The sequence below is a fragment of the Youngiibacter multivorans genome (genome assembly GCF_017873395.1).
Taxonomy (GTDB): domain Bacteria; phylum Bacillota; class Clostridia; order Clostridiales; family Clostridiaceae; genus Youngiibacter; species Youngiibacter multivorans.
In genome coordinates, this window is the sequence record NZ_JAGGKC010000012.1 from 13,910 (window position 1) to 32,660 (window position 18,751).

Here is an 18,751-nt window from a genome sequence, read left to right on the forward strand (position 1 = left end):
AGGATATTTAAGGCAGCGAGCCTGATTCAATACATGGGTAGAATATATGATATTATTAGTTGTTTTTATTATATTAATTGGAGTAGTATATAGGGTGGATGGATCTTAATTAATATTAAGTTAATTAGTAATGATATTAATAATCACTATCTTTATGGGGGTTGGAAAATGAAGAAAGTCGCAACTGTTTCACTCATCGTCGCCTGCATCATCAGCCTGCTGGTCGGGATATTGCATTTTTTCGCACCATATGCCTTTGGATGGTATTCGTACATACCAGACGCGCCAGTTGAAATTTACCAGTCGGTAAATTACATTAACTTCTGCTTCTCCTTCCTTCTGGCTGGAATCAGCCTGCTGCTGATGCTTGTCAGGAAGCGGTTGTTTGAAGGTTCAAGCGAACTGATGATGTTCTACTTCTTCTTCGTTCTTGTTTGGCTGTCCCGAATAGTCATCCAGCTCTTATGGCCATCAGGACTTCAGGTCTGGCTGGTGACCGCCTTCACTGTTCAGTTCATATTCACATTGGTACCGATGTTTTACCTCATCAGGCAAGGCATAATGGAAGCTAATCATACGGCTGCATGAGTACCATCCAATAATTTTTGCTGTAATTCAAAGGAAAAAATGGGAGCCGTCAGGCTCCCTCAGGTTAATGGAACGGATATTTAGTTTCATTGTCATTATGCCGTTCCATTTGTCTTCTTATACAGTTTCCGGCAGTATCCCCGAAAAGATCTCATCTATTACCTTCTGGAGATTTTCCTTTGTCAGTGCGGAATAGAACAGAATCTTCTCTTCAGAGAGACCAAGTGTCTCCCTTATTATGTTCTCGCTCTTCTTTATGTCGTTCCTCTTGAGCTTGTCCAGCTTTGTCGCAACTACAAGCACTTCTATGGAATAATGTCTCAGGTATTCAATCATGAGAACATCATCCTCAGTGGGCTTGTGCCTTGCATCCACAAGAAGAACAACCTTCCTGAGGTCCGGCCTGTTCATCAGGTACTCCTCGATGATTTTCCCCCAGGCCTGCTTCTCTGATTTTGATATCTTCGCATAACCATAGCCTGGCAGGTCCACAAGGGAGCATATGTTGTCGATCATGAAGAAATTTACAAGCCTTGTCCTTCCAGGAGTGTTCGACACCTTTGCCAGCTTCTTTCTGTTTGTAAGGGAGTTTATGATTGTGGATTTGCCTACGTTTGACCTTCCTACGAAAGCCACCTCAGGGAATCCACCCTCAGGATACTGATCCTTTTTGACTGCAGATGTCATGAACTCGGAATTCTTGATGGTAATCATTCTACTCCTCCACCAGAGACTTGCTTATTACTTCGCTGATCTCCTTCACAGGAATGAACTTCAGCTTTCCACGTACGCTTTCAGGTACCTTTTCAAGGTCAGGGACATTCTTTTCCGGTATTATCACCGTATCTATGCCTGCCCTGCTTGCAGCAAGCGACTTTTCCTTGAGTCCTCCTATAGGGAGCACCCTGCCGGTTAGGGTTATCTCACCGGTCATCGCCACGTTGTGTCTGGACTTTCTGCCCGATAACGCCGATACCATGGCTGTTGCCATCGTAACGCCCGCTGACGGACCATCCTTTGGCACTGCGCCTTCCGGAACATGAATATGTATGTCTTTTGTCTTGTAGAAGTCTCCGTTTATACCGAAATCGCCAGCATGACTCCTGATGTATGAGTATGCGGCTTTTGCAGACTCCTTCATGACATCTCCAAGCTGACCGGTAAGTTCAAGCTTTCCGGTTCCCTCCATTACCATAACCTCAATCGGAAGTATGTCTCCGCCTGCCGGAGTCCACGCAAGGCCTGTTACCACGCCCAGCCTGTCCTCTTTTTCAGCGGTCTCATACCTGAATCTGGGATGGCCCAGGAATTTCTCAATCATCTGTGGGGTAAGCGTTAGGCTCTTCTTCTTGTTCTCAAGGAGGTAGGATATTGACTTCCTGGCAAGGCTTGAAAGAGACCTCTCCAGATTCCTCACTCCTGATTCGATGGTATATCCGTCAATTAAGAACTTTATTGCCTTGTCGGACATCTTGAAGCTTCCCGGTTCCATGGAATGTTCCTTCAGAACCTTGGGCAGCAGGTGCCTTTTTGCAATATTTAGCTTTTCCTCGTATGTATAGCCTGAAACCTCGATTACCTCCATCCTGTCAAGGAGAGGTCTTGGTACGGTCTCAAGGGTATTTGCTGTAGTTATGAACATTACCTTGGAAAGGTCCATCTCAAGCTCAAGGTAGTGGTCCCTGAAGCTGAAGTTCTGCTCTGCATCAAGTACCTCAAGCAGGGCATCAGCCGGGTCTCCCCTGAAGTCGTTGGACATCTTGTCTATCTCGTCCAATAGGAACAGAGGATTCATGCTCTTTGCCTGCCTCATCCCATAGACTATCCTGCCTGGTATCGACCCGACATAAGTCCTTCTGTGGCCTCTTATTTCAGCCTCATCCCTGACTCCGCCAAGCGACATCCTGACATAGTTCCTTCCAAGCGCTCTCGCAACGGATTTTGCAATGGAAGTCTTTCCTGTTCCGGGAGGACCCACAAGGCATATTATCGGGCCTTTCAGTGACTTTGACATGGTCTTCACTGCAAGATACTCGATTATCCTGTCCTTGACATCCTTCAATCCGTAATGGTCTGCCTCAAGTATCTCCCTTGCCTTTATGATATCGGTGGAATCCTCAGTTTCAGTTCCCCACGGAAGGTCAAGTATCCAGTCAAGGTAAGTCCTTATGACTCCGCCTTCAGCGGAGTAGCTTCCGGAATTCCTCAGCCTCTCCACTTCGTAGAGTGCCTTTTCCCTTGCTTCCTTCGGAAGGTTCTTCGCTTCTATCTTTTCCTTGTAGCTGTTGATCTCCTTGGTGTCCTCGTCATAGTCGCCGAGCTCTTCCTGAATGGCCTTAAGCTGTTCACGGAGATAGTATTCCTTCTGGACCTTGTCAATGTTGGTCTTGATCTTTGAACCTATCTTCTTCTCTATCTTAGCTATCTCAAGCTCCTTGTTGATTATCTCAAGAAGCTTTTCAAGCCTGTCAGTTATGTTCAGGGCTTCAAGCAGAGACTGCTTGTCCTCTGGCTTCAGGATAAGGTATGAGCTCACGGTATCTGCGAACCTTCCTGCTTCCTCTATGTCCTCGAGTGTCGTCAGAGCCTCCTGGGGCATCATTCCGGTGTGCCTGACATAGGTGTCAAGTGTTTCCTTGACGCTCCTTATCAGGGCCTCCTCCTGGATATCCTGGATACCTGTATCAGTAATCTCATCCTCCAGCACCTCAACGGTGGCGACATAGCTCGGCTCTGTCTGCTTGAGGTTAATGATTCTTGCCCTTGAGATACCTTCGACAAGGACCCTCACTGTGTTTCCGGGAAGCTTAAGGAGCTGCCTGATCACGCAGAGCGTTCCTATCTGGTACATGTCCTCCAGGGCAGGGTCTTCAACCTTGCCATCCCTCTGGGGAACAAGGAATATCTCCTGATTTTTCAGCATCGCCTCATCAAGGGATGCTATTGATTTTTCCCTGCCCACATCAAAATGCAGGACCATATAAGGGAATATGGTTATTCCTCTAAGGGGTATAAGGGGGAGGGTCCTCCTCTTCCTTTTCATTGATTTCCTCTCTCTCTCAAAATGGACAAACCTTGCGGCCTGTCCATTTCAATTGTATTATGCTGATTCTATGTTCTCCGCCTTCTTGTAGGTGATGATCGGCTGCTTGCTTGAAACCGTCTCATCAGTTACAAGCACCTTCTCGATCGTATCGTCCGAAGGTACGCTGAACATGATCTCTTTCATTATGTCCTCGATTATGGACCTTAAACCTCTCGCACCGGTATTTCTCTTGATTGCCTCCTCGGCTATCCTTTGCAGAGCTTCCCTGGTGAACTCGAGTTCAACTCCATCCATCTCGAACAGCTTCGTGTACTGCTTGACCAGAGCGTTCTTAGGTTCACTCAGTATCTCCACCAAAGCGTCCTTGTCAAGACTGTTGAGAGTAACTACAATGGGAACCCTGCCTACGAATTCAGGTATGAGCCCGAATTTCAAGAGGTCTCCCGGAAGTATGTCCTTCAGTGTCTCGCCAACGTTCCTCTGTGATTTCGATGCGATTTCGGCACCGAAGCCTATTGATGATTTCTGTGTCCTCTTCTCTATGATCTTCTCAATACCGTCGAAGGCTCCTCCGACTATGAAGAGAATGTTTGTCGTGTTGATCTGAATAAGTTCCTGATGAGGATGCTTCCTTCCGCCCTGCGGTGGAACCGATGCAACAGTTCCCTCAAGGATCTTGAGAAGTGCCTGCTGTACTCCCTCTCCTGAAACATCCCTTGTTATGGAAGGGTTCTCAGATTTCCTCGCAATCTTGTCGATTTCATCGATATAAACTATTCCTCTCTCAGCCTTCTCCACGTCATAATCGGCGTTCTGGATGAGCTTAAGGAGTATGTTCTCGACATCCTCACCGACATATCCTGCTTCCGTAAGGGTAGTCGCATCCGCTATTGCGAATGGGACCTGCAGGAATTTGGCCAGAGTCTGAGCAAGAAGCGTCTTACCTGAGCCTGTAGGACCAAGCAGCAGCACATTGGACTTCGAAAGCTCAATGTCACCGTTCTTGACCGGGAAGTTTATTCTCTTGTAGTGGTTGTACACTGCAACAGCCAGAGATTTCTTTGCATCGTCCTGTCCTATTACATACTGGTCAAGATGGTTCTTTATCTCCTGTGGTTTCGGAAGACTCGAAATATCTACCTGGTTCTTTTCTTCAAGCTCTTCCGCGATTATCTCGGAACAGAGCTCTATGCACTCGTCGCATATATAGACCCCGGGTCCTGCGATAAGCCTTCTGACCTGATCCTGGCTCTTTCCGCAGAATGAGCATTTCAAAGCGTTCTTGTCATCATATTTGGCCATATTATCACCTCTGTTGGTATAAGGAGAGCCTACTCCTTGACCTTTTCGTGTTTCTCCATGATGCTGTCTATCAGACCATAATCCTTAGCCTGCTCAGCGCCCATGAAATTATCCCTCTCGACGTCGTTCTGGATCTTCTCCAGCGGCTGACCCGTCTTTTCGGATAGAATCCTGTTCATCGTATCCTTTATCTGCAGTATCCTCTTCGCATGTATCTCGATGTCAGTAGCCTGTCCCTGGTATCCTCCAAGGGGCTGGTGTATCATGACCTCGCTGTTTGGAAGAGCGAATCTCTTTCCCTTGGCACCTGATGCCAGAAGGAATGCTCCCATTGATGCTGCCATACCTATGCAGATTGTAGCCACATCAGGCTTTATGTAGTTCATTGTGTCGTAGATTGCCATTCCTGCAGTGATCGATCCACCCGGACTATTGATATATAGGTAAATGTCCTTGTCAGGATCTTCACTTTCGAGGAATATCAGCTGTGCGACCACAAGGTTCGCGGTAACGTCGGATATTTCTCCCGACAGCATTATTATCCTGTCCTTGAGTAGCCTTGAGAAGATGTCGTATGACCTCTCTCCTCTGTTGGTCTGCTCAACGACCATTGGTACTAGACTCATTGTAGACCTCCTGATTTAAAAAGATTTCTTTGTATATTATACCTTAAAAATCTTAACTGCAACTAAAATCCATTATAAACAATGTATTAACGCCGGTAAAACCCACAGTTTAAGGTCCCTGAAGTCAGAAATTGCCAGAGGAGCTTACTCTTCTGGCAATTAGGTCAAGCTTATTCTGCGTCTTTGGCTGCAAGAGTTTCAAGGAGCACAAACGCCTTGTCTGTCTTTATCTCCATTTCAAGGTCAGGTCTGTTGGATCCAAGAAGGATCTCCATGAACTTCTCCTTGCTTTCTCCGTACATGCCGGCTATCTCTTCAGCCTTTGCAGTCACTTCTTCATCAGTAGCAAGAAGTCCTTCCTTCTCGATTATCTTCGAGAGTACAAGGTCATTCTTGACTATCTTCTGTGCGTTTTCCTTGAACATGTCCCTGAGGCCGTTATCATTTGAGCCAGTCATCTCCATGTACATCTTCTTGTCAACGCCCTGGTATGCAAGCCTCTGCTCGAAGTCCTGTACAAGCCTGTCGACCTGTGTCTCTATCATTGACTGCGGTATTTCTATCTCAGTCTTTTCTACCACAGCTGCAAGAAGGTTGTTCCTGTACTCGGACTCTTCCTTCTTCTTTCCAGCTTCCTTGAGCTTTGCCGCAATGCTTTCTTTGAGCTCTGCAAGCGTCTCGAACTCAGATACCTCTGAAGCGAACTCATCGTCAACCTCAGGATACTCCTTGGCCTTGATATCAAGTACCTTTACCTCGAAATCAGCAGCCTTGCCGTTAAGGCTCTCAACTCCGTAGCTTTCCGGGAAGGTTACTGTTACTACCTTCTCCTCTCCTGCCTTGAGTCCCTTGAGCTGCTCCTCAAAGTTGTCTATGAATGTTCCTGAACCGATCTCAAGCTCGAAGCTTTCGCCCTTTCCACCCTCGAATTCAACTCCGTCGACCTTTCCGAGGAAATCTATGACTGCAGTGTCCTTGGCCTCGATTACGCTGCCTTCAGCCTTCGATACAAGCCTTGCATTCTTTTCCTTGAGGTCTTCGATTTCCTTCTCAATCTCAGCTTCATCAGCTGGATAGGATGGCTTTGCAACGCTAAGTCCCTTGTACTCAGCTACCTCGAACTCAGGATATACTTCAACGGTTGCCTTGTAGAGGAAATCCTTTCCCTCTTCTATCTGAGTTATGTCGATATCAGGATATCCAACAGGATTGATTTCTGTCTGTGCTACAGCCTGAGGATATGTCTCGTTTAGAAGCGCATTGCTCGCGTCATCAAACAGGACCTCCACTCCGTAGAATCTCTTAACCATATGAAATGGTGCTTTTCCTGGTCTGAATCCCTGAACCCTGAAATTTCCTGCATTCTTCTTGAAAGCCTTCTGCAGGGCTTCATCGAACTTCTTGCTTTCTACTGCAACTTCAAGCAGTACCTTGCTCGAGCTGAGCTTCTCCAATTTGACATCCATAATATAAATTCCTCCTATACCCTTTCGGGTCTCTTTTCAAATACTAACCAATATATTATATATGATGTTTAATGTATTTTCAATGCTGTCACAAAAGTCCTGCAAGCAGCCTTCGGCTTCTTGCCAGGTCCTCCACATTATCATAGTTGTCCCTGTAGACCTCTATGATGCCGGGTCCCTTGTAGCCGGCCCTTCCAAGCCGTTCCTTGAGCTCCTTGTAATCAAAGGTTCCCTTTCCTGGCAGAAGGCAGGTATGCTCACTGTCGTTGTCATTGAGGTGCAGGTTCACAAGGTCCGTACCATAGATATCAAGGTACTCGTAAGGAGACCTTCCGGCCTTCACCGCCTGCTTGATGTCAAGTGTAAACTTAAGCGGACCCCTGACTCCATCCTTCAGCCTTTTCAGGTATTCCGTGTCTCCTGACAGGCACCACGAGACATTTTCCTGTCCGATGGATATGCCCTGTTCTCCCGCAGCGTCAATCATCTTCTCATAGACATAGATTATGTCCTTCATCTGGATCTTGTTTCCATGGTTTGAAACAAGACCATGGAAGGTATACACCTTTGCACCAAGGATATTCCCGAATCTTACAAAATCCTTGAATATCTTGAAGAAATCATCCCTTCTTCTCTCATACCTGTCAAAGAGATATGGTTCAAATGCAGAGCTGACCGTATGGATTGAAGTCACCTTGAAATCATTGCTTCTGGTAACCTCAGCAAGCATATGTCCGTATTCTTCTGTGAATTCCGAGAAGCTGTTTGCGAAGATTTCGCCACTTCTGAAGCCCTTTGACGATACAAGCCTTATGGCATCCTCGGTAGTCTCATCAGGATAGAATATGGCGGTTGAAATCCCTATATCCAATTTCTCACTCCTTTACGACCTTAAGCTCCGGAGTAAGGTAACTGACCTTGCCGTCCATTGTCACCATAAGCCCCTTATCAGTCAGCTCACCGAATGTGACTTCACTTCCCTTTACGGACTGGAAGCTCTTGTGTGTCTTTTCAGCGATGTCGTATACGTACATGTACCTGTCTTCAGCTTTAAACCAAGGCAGCATCGACATGAACACCACCTTGCTGTCTGAAAGGAACCTTGGCTCTTCAGACCAGACGAAGCCATCTATCCTTGCCATTATGCTTTCCTTGGACTCAGTATATCCCTTGCTGTTCCTGTAGACCCTGTAGGTAATGTCAGTCTGCAGCCCAGCCTCATCTAAAAGGACCATTTCCTGAGATGCCTTGTCAAATACCACTGCAAGCTTCTTTGAAGGTGACACGTCACCCGACCAGAATTCAGTCTCATCGACCGGCAGAAAGCTGAAAGTTCCATTTGTTATCTCATAGAATACCTCAGCCTCATTCCCGGAAGGAAGCACTGCCTTGTATGACATGGCTACCGGGACCTCTGGCTTCTCTTCTGCTGCCGGGACAGTCGGGATTACAGTCGGATTTGCCTTCATATACTCTTCCTCGGCTATCCTCTGCCTTACCTGTTCAACCTTATGCATCAGCGGCTTGTATACTATAAGCGCAATTATCAGGACAACGACAAATCCGATTGCCAGGTTCTTAAGGAATCTCTTTCTTTTTCTTCTCTTTTCATACTTGCTGCTGAATATGCTCGTCTTGGCCATATGTCTCACTCCTTAATGTCAATCGGGCCCTTTTTCAGCATCCCGGAATTTATCTCATTGCTGTTTTTGCAACCGCAGCCACCTTCCTTGCAGCATGAACCTTCACGCTCGAAATTGTCAGTATAGTCCTCATATCCGTGTTCAGGCTTTTCCTTCAGAAATTCACTCAAAGGTCGAACACCTCCCTGCCTTCTACAGCCCTTTCAACAAGAGCTTCAACATCAAGCGCCTGCTCATGGGCCTTTATGAACTTGAGCTTTGGTTTGGTCACAGGGTGCTTAGGAACGAAAATTGTACAGCAATCCTCATAAGGAAGTATCGAGGTCTCGAATGTCCCTATCTCCTCAGCTATCTTTATGATGTCATTCTTATCCATTGCGACAAGTGGCCTGAATACAGGCCTGTCGCCTGCATCATCTGAAACCACAAGGCTCTCCATGGTCTGTGAGGCTACCTGACCTATGCTCTCACCTGTGGTAACGGAATGGATACCCAGCTTTTCAGCCAGATTGCATGCGCACATCATCATGAACCTTCTCATTATTATGGTAAGCTCATCCTCAGGACATTTCTCCATGATTGCCATCTGGATTTCCGTGAAAGGAACCACATGAAGCCTTATAGCTCCTGTGTAGCCCGACAGTATCCTTGCAAGCTCCTTGACCTTGTCCTTTGCCCTCTCTGAAGTATACGGATGGCTGTGATAATATATGGCATGTACTTCTATGCCTCTCTTTGCCATCATGTATCCTGCAACAGGCGAGTCTATCCCTCCTGAAAGCATGAGCATTGTGCTGCCATTCATACCGTATGGCATGCCCTGTGCAGCCCTTACCCTCTTCAAATATACATATGCCTTGTCCCTTATTTCCACGTTGACTGTTATATCAGGCTTTCTGACATCCACTGTGTAGCCCTCAAGCGCATCAAGTATCCTTCCGCCCAGCTCCATGCTAACTTCCATGGAATTCATCGGAAACTTCTTGTCGGCTCTCTTTGTCTCAACCTTGAAGGTGCTTCCCTTGGGATGAGATGCTACTACCTGAATCGCCAGGTCAGCCATGCCTTCCAAGGTCCTTTCCGTCTCCCTTACAAGGCAGACCTCAGAGACCCCGAAGACCCTTGCTGTCTTCTCAAGCAATCTTTCAGCTTCTGGCCCTTTTATGAACCATCTGTTCTGGTCCGACACAAATTCGTATTCCTCACCCTTCAGGACATTCTTTATGTTCGATTTGAGCTTCTGCTCAAACTTCCCGCGGTTAAGACCCTTAAGGAATATTTCCGGAGCATATTTTACAAGTATCAATTCATTCAATCGTTATTTCCTCCTGAGGAAGCTGCAGGCTTCCTTCAACGTTTCAAGTGCGTAAGCTATCTCATCGTCCGATGTCATTGGTGACAGGGACAGCCTTACGCTTCCCTTTATTTCTTTCTGAGACAGTCCCATTGCTGAAAGCACATGGCTGTCCTTCGTGCTGTTCGATGAGCATGCGGATCCCGTGGAAACGCATACTCCCTTTTCGCTCAGATATCTGAGGAGTATCTCACCCCTGAGGAAAGGTGCTGATATACTAAGTATATATGGTGATGTGTATTCAAGTGGCGAGTTCACGATAATCCCGTCAACCTGGGTCAGTCCCTCATAAAGCCTTTTCTTCAGCTGATACGCCCTGTTGTAGTGTTCATTGATATTCGGGCTCATCTCCCTGATGCTCTCAGCAAATCCGAGGATACCCGAAACATTAAGGGTTCCTGCTCTCATTCCCATCTCATGGCTGCCGCCGTGAACAAGTGATTCAAGCTTCAAACCCTTCCTTACATACAGCATTCCGACGCCCTTCGGTCCATGGACCTTGTGAGCTGATGCTGTCAGGAAGTCTATCCCGGATTTCCTGACATCTATCGGAAGCTTCATTAGACCCTGAACCGCATCGACATGAAGCCTGGCCCTGGAACCCGATTCCTTTATGGCAGATGCCATCTCATTAATCGGATTGATTGCTCCTGTCTCGTTGTTCACCATCATGGCAGACACCAGCGATGTGTTCTTACGAAGTGAGGCTCTAAACTCATCAAGGTCCAAATTTCCGTACCTGTCAGATTTAAGCCTTGTAACCTCGACCCCTGACCTTTCCGCATATTCCATGGATCTCATCACGCTCGGATGCTCAGTGGACGTGGTTATAAAATGTGCTCCTTCCCTTATGAAGGATTTTATAACCTGGTTGTTCCCCTCAGATGCGGAGGCATTGAAGATGATCTCCTCTTTCTGCGCTCCTATGGCAGATGCAATTATTGTTCTCGCTTCAGAGACCGCATCATCTGCGGCCATTCCAACCCTATGAAGTGAGCTTGTATTTCCCCATATCTCACCGAGCGATGAACAGACCTTTTCTATCACAGCCTTTGAAGGCCTTGTCGTTGCTGCATTGTCCAGGTATGCTTCCATATTATTCTCCTGACCTCAAAAATTAACTAAACCTAAATGTACCATAAGACAGGTCAAACCTCAAGTCTGAGAAGGGCCTCGTATATTCTTGATATGAATCCATGAAGCTCTGTTTCGTCCTTCAGATAGCCCTGCGCCATGGACTTGCCTCCGCCTCCCCTGAAGTCGTATCCCTCTTTGGCCACAGTAAACAGCTTGCCTGCATGTGCCTTTTCTCCGGTGAAAGCATATACCCTGAAATCCTCCTCGCGATAAAGCACTGCAATCTTTCCCCTTTTAGCCAGGGCTTCACCGATCTTCCTTATGACCTCGGGATCGAACTTAGATGAAGTCACCACGAAATCCTCAGAGTAGGAATCAGCTACAGCTTCAGCCAGCTTGTCAGAAAGCTCCTCGTTCTTCTTTTCGAGCTCCTCCTTCTCCTGGAGAAGGCTCACCACCCTGAAGGGCAGCTCATCGTTTCCGGCCATTAGTTCTCTCCTGAGGGTCTTAAGTATGTCTTCAGACTCAAGGATGTAATCATAGGCTCGCTTTCCTGCATAGAACCAGACCCTTGAGCCTTCCTTGTATTTTTCTGACTTTGCGATTCTAAGTATCAGGAGCTTTCCCAGGTTATCAGCATGGGTTCCGCCGCAGGCAGAGGAATCGATGTTGCCAATCTTTACTATCCTAATGCCGGAGGTCAGGCTTGTCTCCTTCCTGAGTGCTATATCCCTGAGTCCGCCAAGGTCAGTCATAAGCTCAGTGACCTTCAGGTTTTCCATGATCAGTCTGTTGGCCTTCTCCTCTGCAACCCTTAGCTCCTCCTCAGTAAGAAGCCTGTCCGTATCGATGGTCGTATGCTTCGCCCCGAGATGGAAGCCAACCGTATTTACCCCAAAGCTATCCGACAGCACTGCTGAAAGCAGATGCTGGGCTGTATGCTGGGTGCTGTGGTCCTCTCTGGCATCACGGTCAATCACGCATGAAACCGGCATGTTAATCGTTAGCCCGGCATATTCTGCCAATTCATGGAAGACTTCCCCATCTTTCCTTACTACGGACAATACTTCCCTTCCATTTATGGTACCCCTGTCCGCAGGCTGTCCTCCTCCTTCCGGATAGAACCAGCTCTCATGAAGGGTCAGAAATACTTTCCCGTCCATAGCTCCGACACTTCTGATCCTGGTTTCGAACGATAGCTTGTCTCTGTCCCTGTGGTAAAGCTCCATTGTAATGCACCCCTTTTGCGATGTTTCAGCTACATTTTACCAGATGATTCACATTAGCGCCATTTTACTGCACAGGATAAGACAAGGATGCTGTCCTGGCTCATGCAATCCTGATGTAGATTTCAAAGAGCATGCTGAATTCATTGGTCATATGACAATGCTTAAAAAGGATCAATTGGCATATGATTTAATTTTCACAGGTATTTTAATTTGGTTTTAACGAAGAGCCAATATAATCAAGGTGTAGTAAAGGAGTGGAATGCAATGGACAGAAAATTATGCAAGAACAGAGACAGAAGGATGCTGAGCGGAGTGCTGGCAGGCTTTTCTGATTACCTTGGCATCGATGTTACGATCCTGAGGATCGGCTTCGTCATAGTCGCTATATTCACAGAGCTCTTCCCGCTGCTAATCCTCTATGTCATACTTGCGGTCCTTATGCCTGACTGTGACAAGGAACTGATAAATGAGAGGCAGGACAGGTCATATGGTCCTGAAGTAAAGGAAGATCCGTGGAAAAGGCAGGAGCATTCCGAAGGCCCGAGAGTTGAACGGAAGAACGAAGGCCCGGCCTACAGGAAAGCCGGCGGAAGCTATGTTCCTAAGGATGACGGATACGGACCGGAAGGCTACCGTGAAGTTAAGGAAGACGACAAGGTCCAGTAATTTCAGGCTCAGAGGAATCAAGAATCCGGAGATGTATTTTCCGGCAAATAAAATGGAAGGAGGATAAGCCCTCCTTCCATTTTATATTGCACTTAATTCAGCATCAATCCACTTAACCGGCAGACACGCTCATGGACAGGTACTTGATGGCTTCCTGCTTGTTCCCCATCTGGTAGTATATCTTTCCAAGGTCCTTGTATCTTTTTGACAGTTCTTTGGATCTGCCCTTCTTCATCAGGAGGTCTAAAGAAACACTCATGTAGGTTTCAGCCTGGTCGAACTTTCCTTTTCTGCCGAGAAGCATTCCCTTGTAATAGTACGCCTTCTGCATGAAGTCTGTATCTCCGTTCTCTATCGCTGAATTGACCAGCATGTCGATATACTTGTCAGCCTCGTCATAGAGCTTGTTGTCAGCGAAGATCTCCATGGCTGACATAAGGAGCTCAGTGCTTTCCCCGAGCTTGTCCTTCGGGAAGATTTCAGCAGCCTTCTCAAGCTCCCTGTAGCCTTCCTTGTTCTTACCGCTCTCTATCATGTTGATTGCCAGAATGAACTTTGCAGTTGCAAGCTGCTCCGGATAATCAGCAAGATAGTTGTTGACCTTCGAGTAGTCTGCGGCAGCATCGCTCTCAAGCTCTCCAGTGGAGTTGAGTATGTAGAACAGAAGATGTATCTCCCCGAGTATGACCTTGCTGTCTGTCTTGTCCATCAGCGCTTTCACGCTGGTTGCATACTTCGAAGCCCTTTCGTATTGCCTGGTGTACACATAGCACTGCATTAGCATGTATGGAATCTGAAGCTTCACGTCATTTGTCATTAGCTCCGGCAGTTCATTGAAATGGTCCATCAGGTTCTGAAGATATACTGCAGCATTGTAGTATTCCCTTGTATGGATAAGGTATTTCGCCATCGTATAGATGTAGAGATATAGCGTCTCCTTGTTCACTACCCTTATGAGGGTCTTGTAGAGGTTGGAGATTTCCACAGTCAGCAGCTCGGTCTTGTTTTTAGCCATATAGTAGTCAATGAGCTGAAGTCTTGCCATGAAAGCCTGCGAATAAAGGCTGTTCTGGTTAGCGATCATTATAAGGTCCCTGACCTCATCCTCATATGAGCCTGAAGATCTTTTTGAATCAAGGCTTTTAAGCTCGTCCGATATCTCCTGTACCATGTCCTTCTTAAGGTATTCCACATCAAGGTTAAGCCTCTTGGCTATGAGCTTGAGTATCCACTCTTCAGCCTGAACCTTGCTGTTCTCGATGGTACTGAGCTTGGAAACTGAAATCTCCTTGCCGCAGAGGTCCTTAAGCGTCATGTCCTTCTGTATTCTTGCCCTTTTTATCTTTTCGCCAGTAGTCAGTATATCCATATCATCTATCCTCGCTTATCTGATTCAGGATGCTCACGGACTCGTCAAGGAACCCTTCGGCTTCTTCAGTCTTTCCGCGCTCCAGATAGTACTTGGAAAGGAGGATCAGAATCTCAGCTTCCTCGTCCTTGTAGCCTTTGCTCTTTGCAATCTGAGCTGCAAGTATCAGGTTGTTAAGCGCTTCCCTATGGTTCTTCATCAGACTCTGCACCTTGGCTTTGAGTCTGTAAAGATGAAGATTCCCTAGACTGTCGTCCTCTTCGAATATCTTTTCCAGGAACTTCATGGTATCAAGGCTGTCACTATGTCTTCCCAGATAAGCCTGGCATTCCACAATCGACAGTAGTATGTCATTGTATCTCCTGTCAGATGTCATCGAGTAGATGTCCTTGGCTCTCATGAAATGTCCAAGAGCCTCGTCATAGTCCTCAAAGCCCATATACAGGTCTCCAAGGCTCTGCTCCATCATGGCATATTCCTTTTCTGAGTCGTAGTCCTTGAACAGGTTCAGGGCCATGTTGGAATAAGTAAGTGCTTCCTTCAGGTTGCCTTTGGCCTCATAATCCTCAGCCAGAGCGGTAAGAAGGTTTCCGTAGCCTATCCTGTCACTGAGCTTCTCAAACTTATCGCTGCAAAGCTTAGTATACTCCTTAGCCTTTTCAAGCTTTCCTGTCTTCTGGTAACCCATCGCAAGGTAGAAGTAGACCTTCCCGAGCAGAAACTCGTCGGTTATGATTTCTTCCTTGAAAAGTGATTCGGACTTATGGAAGTAGCTTAGAGCAAGCGGAATGGAGTCAAAATCGAGGAAGCTTTTTCCCGCAAACATGAAATTTTCAAGAAATCCCTCATAATAGTTTATGGAGGAATAAATCAGGTTGCACTTGAAGAGGTAATCGTACGCCTCCTCGTACTCTTTCATGCGTGTCTTGTAAACACCACGAAGAAAAAGGTTCCTGGCCTTCGCAAGACTTAAGTTGTACTTGTCAACGAATTTGTCTGCCTTGTCTATGAATGACAACGCCTTGTCTATGTCACCATGGGTGAGGTTTATCTCCGCCATCCTGTTGTAGTATTTGCAGATGGTCTCAGCCTGTGTGACCTCAGATTCCATGAAGTATTCCACTGAAACATCCAGGGTTGCAGCCAGATATTCGAGCAGATCCATGGAGGGGTTTGATTTTCCGGACTCAACAAGGCTTATCTGTCCAGGTGTGACCCTGTCGCCTGCGACATCCTTGAGCGTCATGTCCAGTTCTTTTCTACGTTTCTTGATTTTCTCCCCTAAAGACAATACTTCCATAACAACAATCTCCCAACACAAATAGAATCTGTTTTCATTATAACATATAAACAGATTCAAAAAATACTAGAAATTAATCGAAATATAGAATTCTTTAATAGAATTCACTGTATAGACCAAAAAACTCCATTTTATACGTATTTGACAATACATTGTCAGAATGCTTTCCTATACTTTTTAAGTGAAATCAGGTCTTCAATTCAATCAGATAATAATTTTGTGCATAACACTGTGAATCACAGGAAAAATGAAAGGAACACCATTGGTTCCTTTCATTTTTTGCTAAATGCCATTTTTGCCATTTCATCAGCCCTGTCGTTGAATCTGTTGCCGCTATGTCCCTTGACCTTGTGGAATACTACCTTCAGGTCGCCTGAAAGCTTCCTGTAGTGCTCGTGATAGCCCATGGTGAGTGGATTATTCCGTTTCCAGGTTCCGATAGCCCATGATTCGATGCCCTGGTAATCAAAATACAGGTGCAGCTTCTTATGACCGTTCTTCATTGCATACTCCATGGCCTTTATAGCTCCAAGAACCTCTCCTGCAACGTTCCTCATGGAACTGAACTCACCCTTCATCGCGTAGCCCTCGGAGTGTATCTCTTCGTTCCCTGAGACCACCACCAGCCCGTATGCATATCTTCCAGTCTCGAGCTCGAAGCTGCCGTCCACATAGATTGTGAGGCCGTCATCCGTGGATTCCGTCTCCTTTTTCATCCCAATGAACTCCTCAGCCTCCGCTAATGTCAAAAAGCCCTTATAAAGCGCGCCTTTTGCTCCAGTGACTTCCTTCTTCGCCTCGCTCCACTCCGTGAATATCCTTGGCTCCTTCGAATGTCCGTTGATTACTCCATAAAACTTGCCCAAAACTTCCACCTCAAAGGGCCGTGGATGCTATCCACAGCCCGGATTTCTTCTTGAATCAATGTTACTATACGTCATTCATTTCTGCAAGACTAACCGGAGTTCCAGGCTCCTCATCGATTACCTTCCTGAAGATCGGTTCAAGGTCGATAGGCTTGACCTCGCCTTCCGGAGTAAGGTAGGCCTCGTCAGCCAGGTATGACTTTCTGGTCTGTTCAAGCTTGGAATCTATGATTCCATATGCCTTGTCCAGAGTCTTTCCAGGTGTGAAGGACATGATCGTCGGAACGTTGTCCCTGATGAGCTTAAGGGTCTTAAGGTCCCCCTGCCAATGCTGTACGATTATTGGAACCGGAATTCTCTTCATGATGTGGTTCACTCCGAAGGTTATGAGAGCAATGTCGTCAACTGCTCCCAGAAGCGGAATCCTGTCAGGAAGCAGGTCGAATGGCAAAAGCGGATATCCGAGCGTTACGGATATTATGGCCTTGTCTTTCTTCGATACCCTCTTGTCCTTAATCAACCTGTATGCCAGCACATATATGTCAGGCAATGCCATGGCATATTTGAAGTACTTTTTGGCTCCTTCAGGAGTCTTCTTGTGGAGGGTATCCCTGAAGTCAGTGTAGCTGTCCTTTGTCCTGTCCATGACTGAAAGCCTTCTGTTGAATTCTGCAATCCTCTTTACTTCCTTCTCTCTTGCAGCCCTTTCCTCAGCTTCCTTATCCTTATTGGATTCAGCCTGCATAGCATCGATATCTGCAGAAATGTCTGCAATCGAAAGGGACAGCAGGCCATCCTGCATAGTGATATTGTCAACTGTAAGCCCTACATGGGGAACCGTTGAAAGAATGCTCGATATGTTGGCCTTAAGGGCTCCATCGACATACTCAACCCCCATTTCCTTCGCCTTGCCTGCAGCAGTCTTGGAAGCAATCGTAAGTATGAATTTCGGTATCCCGATCTTCAGGACCTTCACCTGTGCGATCTTTAGGGTTACCACATTGTCTGACACATCAAGTATCTTTATCTTTCCAAGGAACGGAATGCTGATCCCATATTTGTAGCTGCCCTTTACAAGTATGGAGCTGTCCTCAAGCTCCACCGTGTCGAATACCAGTCCCGGTACCTTTGGCTCCACCATTACCCTCAGGTCGTGAAGAAGGTCTTCAGCCCTCATGGTCGTAGTCACTGACGTCACTTTCATCATATTCACTCCTCACTCGCTTTTAGGTCCCTTGCCGGCAAGCACCAGCGATGATGCTATGCCTCCCAGGAGACCTCCTATATGACCGAAATTATCTATTACTCCGCTTCCGGCAAAACCAATCATCAGATTTATGCCGATAATGAACAAAATGTTTGATAGCGCCCTTCTCATGACCTTCTCCTTGCTTCTAAGGGCAAGGACAAGGAATGCACCGAGCAGTCCGAAAATTGCGCCGGACGCTCCGACTGAAACGCTTGGTGTGAAAAAGAAGCTCAGAAGACCTGACGTTATTGCTGAAATAAAGTAGATGGAGGTAAACCTGACCCACTTCAGCCTCATTTCAAGGAACGGCCCTATGTTATACAGTGCGTACATGTTGAACAGGATATGCATCAGGTTACCATGAAGGAATGCTGAAGTCACAAGCCTCCACCACTCTCCCTGCTCCATCAGCGGGTTGAATTTGGCTCCAAGGTATATCAGCACATAAACGTTGATCTCAGTTGATTGCGACAGGAATGCCGATGCTGCGAATATCATGATGTTTATAGCAATCAGCCCCATCGTAACCGGTGCCGAAGCAGCCATATCCCTCAGTGTCAGCGGCCTTGTGCCCTTCTTCTCCTCAGTGAACAGGGCCAGCGATTCCTCATCGGGCAGCCTGAGATTCCCTTCCGGATCAATGGTGCCTTCATGGTATCCTGCGCGGGAAATTCCTGAACCCATATAGCCTCTCTCAGCAAACACGAGGTTTACTATATCGAAGCTGACTCCTTTGAAGGTTGCGAATTCATCGAATGACAAAAGCTGCTGCTCCTCCTCGCCTTCACGCGAGAATATAACAGCCTTCATGAAGCCTCCTTTTTCCCTGTATGCAAAATAGCCCAGCTCCCTGTCATAGGAAGGAAAGACATCCAGGCTGAAGCCCTTCCTGTCAACCAGGCGGTCCAGTACCGATTTCATAAATCCTACACTCATATAATTACTCCTGTATATATTCTATATTAGCCTA

18 protein-coding genes are annotated in these 18,751 nt (G+C 46.7%); 2 read left to right on the forward strand and 16 right to left on the reverse strand.

The window, feature by feature from the left end; translation table 11 throughout:
* Positions 1-168 precede the first annotated feature (168 nt).
* Complete coding sequence (locus J2Z34_RS08285) at positions 169-588, forward strand: hypothetical protein (RefSeq protein WP_209459394.1); 420 nt, start codon at positions 169-171, stop codon at positions 586-588.
* A gap of 117 nt (positions 589-705) precedes the next feature.
* Here the strand turns inward: J2Z34_RS08285 and yihA are convergent, their stop codons facing one another.
* From yihA to J2Z34_RS08340, 11 genes are all read right to left on the reverse strand, one after another.
* On the reverse strand, positions 706-1,299 hold the full coding sequence (gene yihA / locus J2Z34_RS08290) for a ribosome biogenesis GTP-binding protein YihA/YsxC (protein ID WP_209459473.1): 594 nt from the start codon (positions 1,297-1,299) through the stop codon (positions 706-708).
* A gap of 4 nt (positions 1,300-1,303) precedes the next feature.
* The gene (gene lon, locus J2Z34_RS08295) at positions 1,304-3,631 is read right to left on the reverse strand and encodes an endopeptidase La (RefSeq protein WP_209459395.1); all 2,328 of its coding nucleotides are present in this window, start codon (positions 3,629-3,631) and stop codon (positions 1,304-1,306) included.
* A gap of 57 nt (positions 3,632-3,688) precedes the next feature.
* Positions 3,689-4,936, reverse strand: coding sequence for an ATP-dependent Clp protease ATP-binding subunit ClpX (clpX, locus tag J2Z34_RS08300; protein ID WP_209459396.1), 1,248 nt, complete (start codon positions 4,934-4,936; stop codon positions 3,689-3,691).
* Between the two features lie 29 nt (positions 4,937-4,965).
* A complete protein-coding gene (gene clpP / locus J2Z34_RS08305; RefSeq protein ID WP_209459397.1) occupies positions 4,966-5,562 on the reverse strand; it encodes an ATP-dependent Clp endopeptidase proteolytic subunit ClpP in 597 nt (198 codons plus the stop codon).
* Between the two features lie 170 nt (positions 5,563-5,732).
* Entirely contained in the window at positions 5,733-7,028 is a 1,296-nt protein-coding gene (tig, locus tag J2Z34_RS08310) for a trigger factor (RefSeq protein WP_209459398.1), read from the reverse strand.
* Between the two features lie 88 nt (positions 7,029-7,116).
* Positions 7,117-7,899 carry a sugar phosphate isomerase/epimerase family protein gene (locus J2Z34_RS08315; protein WP_209459399.1) on the reverse strand — a complete coding sequence of 261 codons (783 nt, stop codon included), beginning with the start codon at positions 7,897-7,899 and terminating at the stop codon, positions 7,117-7,119.
* 4 nt (positions 7,900-7,903) lie between these two features.
* Positions 7,904-8,671, reverse strand: a complete 768-nt coding sequence (locus J2Z34_RS08320) for a hypothetical protein (protein WP_209459400.1) — start codon at positions 8,669-8,671, stop codon at positions 7,904-7,906.
* Positions 8,672-8,676: 5 nt separating this feature from the next.
* Positions 8,677-8,841, reverse strand: a complete 165-nt coding sequence (locus tag J2Z34_RS08325; RefSeq protein ID WP_209459401.1) for a hypothetical protein — start codon at positions 8,839-8,841, stop codon at positions 8,677-8,679.
* Entirely contained in the window at positions 8,838-9,986 is a 1,149-nt protein-coding gene (thiI, locus tag J2Z34_RS08330; RefSeq protein WP_209459402.1) for a tRNA uracil 4-sulfurtransferase ThiI, read from the reverse strand. The genes J2Z34_RS08325 and thiI overlap by 4 nt, the downstream gene beginning before the upstream one ends.
* A 3-nt stretch (positions 9,987-9,989) precedes the next feature.
* Positions 9,990-11,120 (reverse strand): cysteine desulfurase family protein, encoded by a 1,131-nt coding sequence (locus J2Z34_RS08335; RefSeq protein ID WP_209459403.1) that lies wholly within the window; start codon positions 11,118-11,120, stop codon positions 9,990-9,992.
* Positions 11,121-11,173: 53 nt separating this feature from the next.
* Positions 11,174-12,331, reverse strand: a complete 1,158-nt coding sequence (locus J2Z34_RS08340; protein WP_209459404.1) for an alanyl-tRNA editing protein — start codon at positions 12,329-12,331, stop codon at positions 11,174-11,176.
* Between the two features lie 264 nt (positions 12,332-12,595).
* Between J2Z34_RS08340 and J2Z34_RS08345 the strand changes: the two genes are divergently transcribed.
* A complete protein-coding gene (locus tag J2Z34_RS08345; protein WP_209459405.1) occupies positions 12,596-12,997 on the forward strand; it encodes a PspC domain-containing protein in 402 nt (133 codons plus the stop codon).
* A 112-nt stretch (positions 12,998-13,109) separates the two neighbouring features.
* Here the strand turns inward: J2Z34_RS08345 and J2Z34_RS08350 are convergent, their stop codons facing one another.
* From J2Z34_RS08350 to J2Z34_RS08370, 5 genes are all read right to left on the reverse strand, one after another.
* Positions 13,110-14,366: a helix-turn-helix transcriptional regulator gene (locus tag J2Z34_RS08350; protein WP_209459406.1), complete on the reverse strand. Its 1,257-nt coding sequence runs from the start codon at positions 14,364-14,366 to the stop codon at positions 13,110-13,112.
* A 1-nt stretch (position 14,367) separates the two neighbouring features.
* Complete coding sequence (locus tag J2Z34_RS08355) at positions 14,368-15,666, reverse strand: helix-turn-helix domain-containing protein (RefSeq protein ID WP_209459407.1); 1,299 nt, start codon at positions 15,664-15,666, stop codon at positions 14,368-14,370.
* Positions 15,667-15,938: 272 nt separating this feature from the next.
* A complete protein-coding gene (locus J2Z34_RS08360) occupies positions 15,939-16,532 on the reverse strand; it encodes a ribonuclease H family protein (RefSeq protein WP_245250576.1) in 594 nt (197 codons plus the stop codon).
* A 64-nt stretch (positions 16,533-16,596) separates the two neighbouring features.
* Positions 16,597-17,736, reverse strand: a complete 1,140-nt coding sequence (locus tag J2Z34_RS08365) for a YkvA family protein (protein WP_209459409.1) — start codon at positions 17,734-17,736, stop codon at positions 16,597-16,599.
* 12 nt (positions 17,737-17,748) lie between these two features.
* A complete protein-coding gene (locus J2Z34_RS08370) occupies positions 17,749-18,717 on the reverse strand; it encodes a rhomboid family intramembrane serine protease (protein ID WP_209459410.1) in 969 nt (322 codons plus the stop codon).
* Positions 18,718-18,751 lie beyond the last annotated feature (34 nt).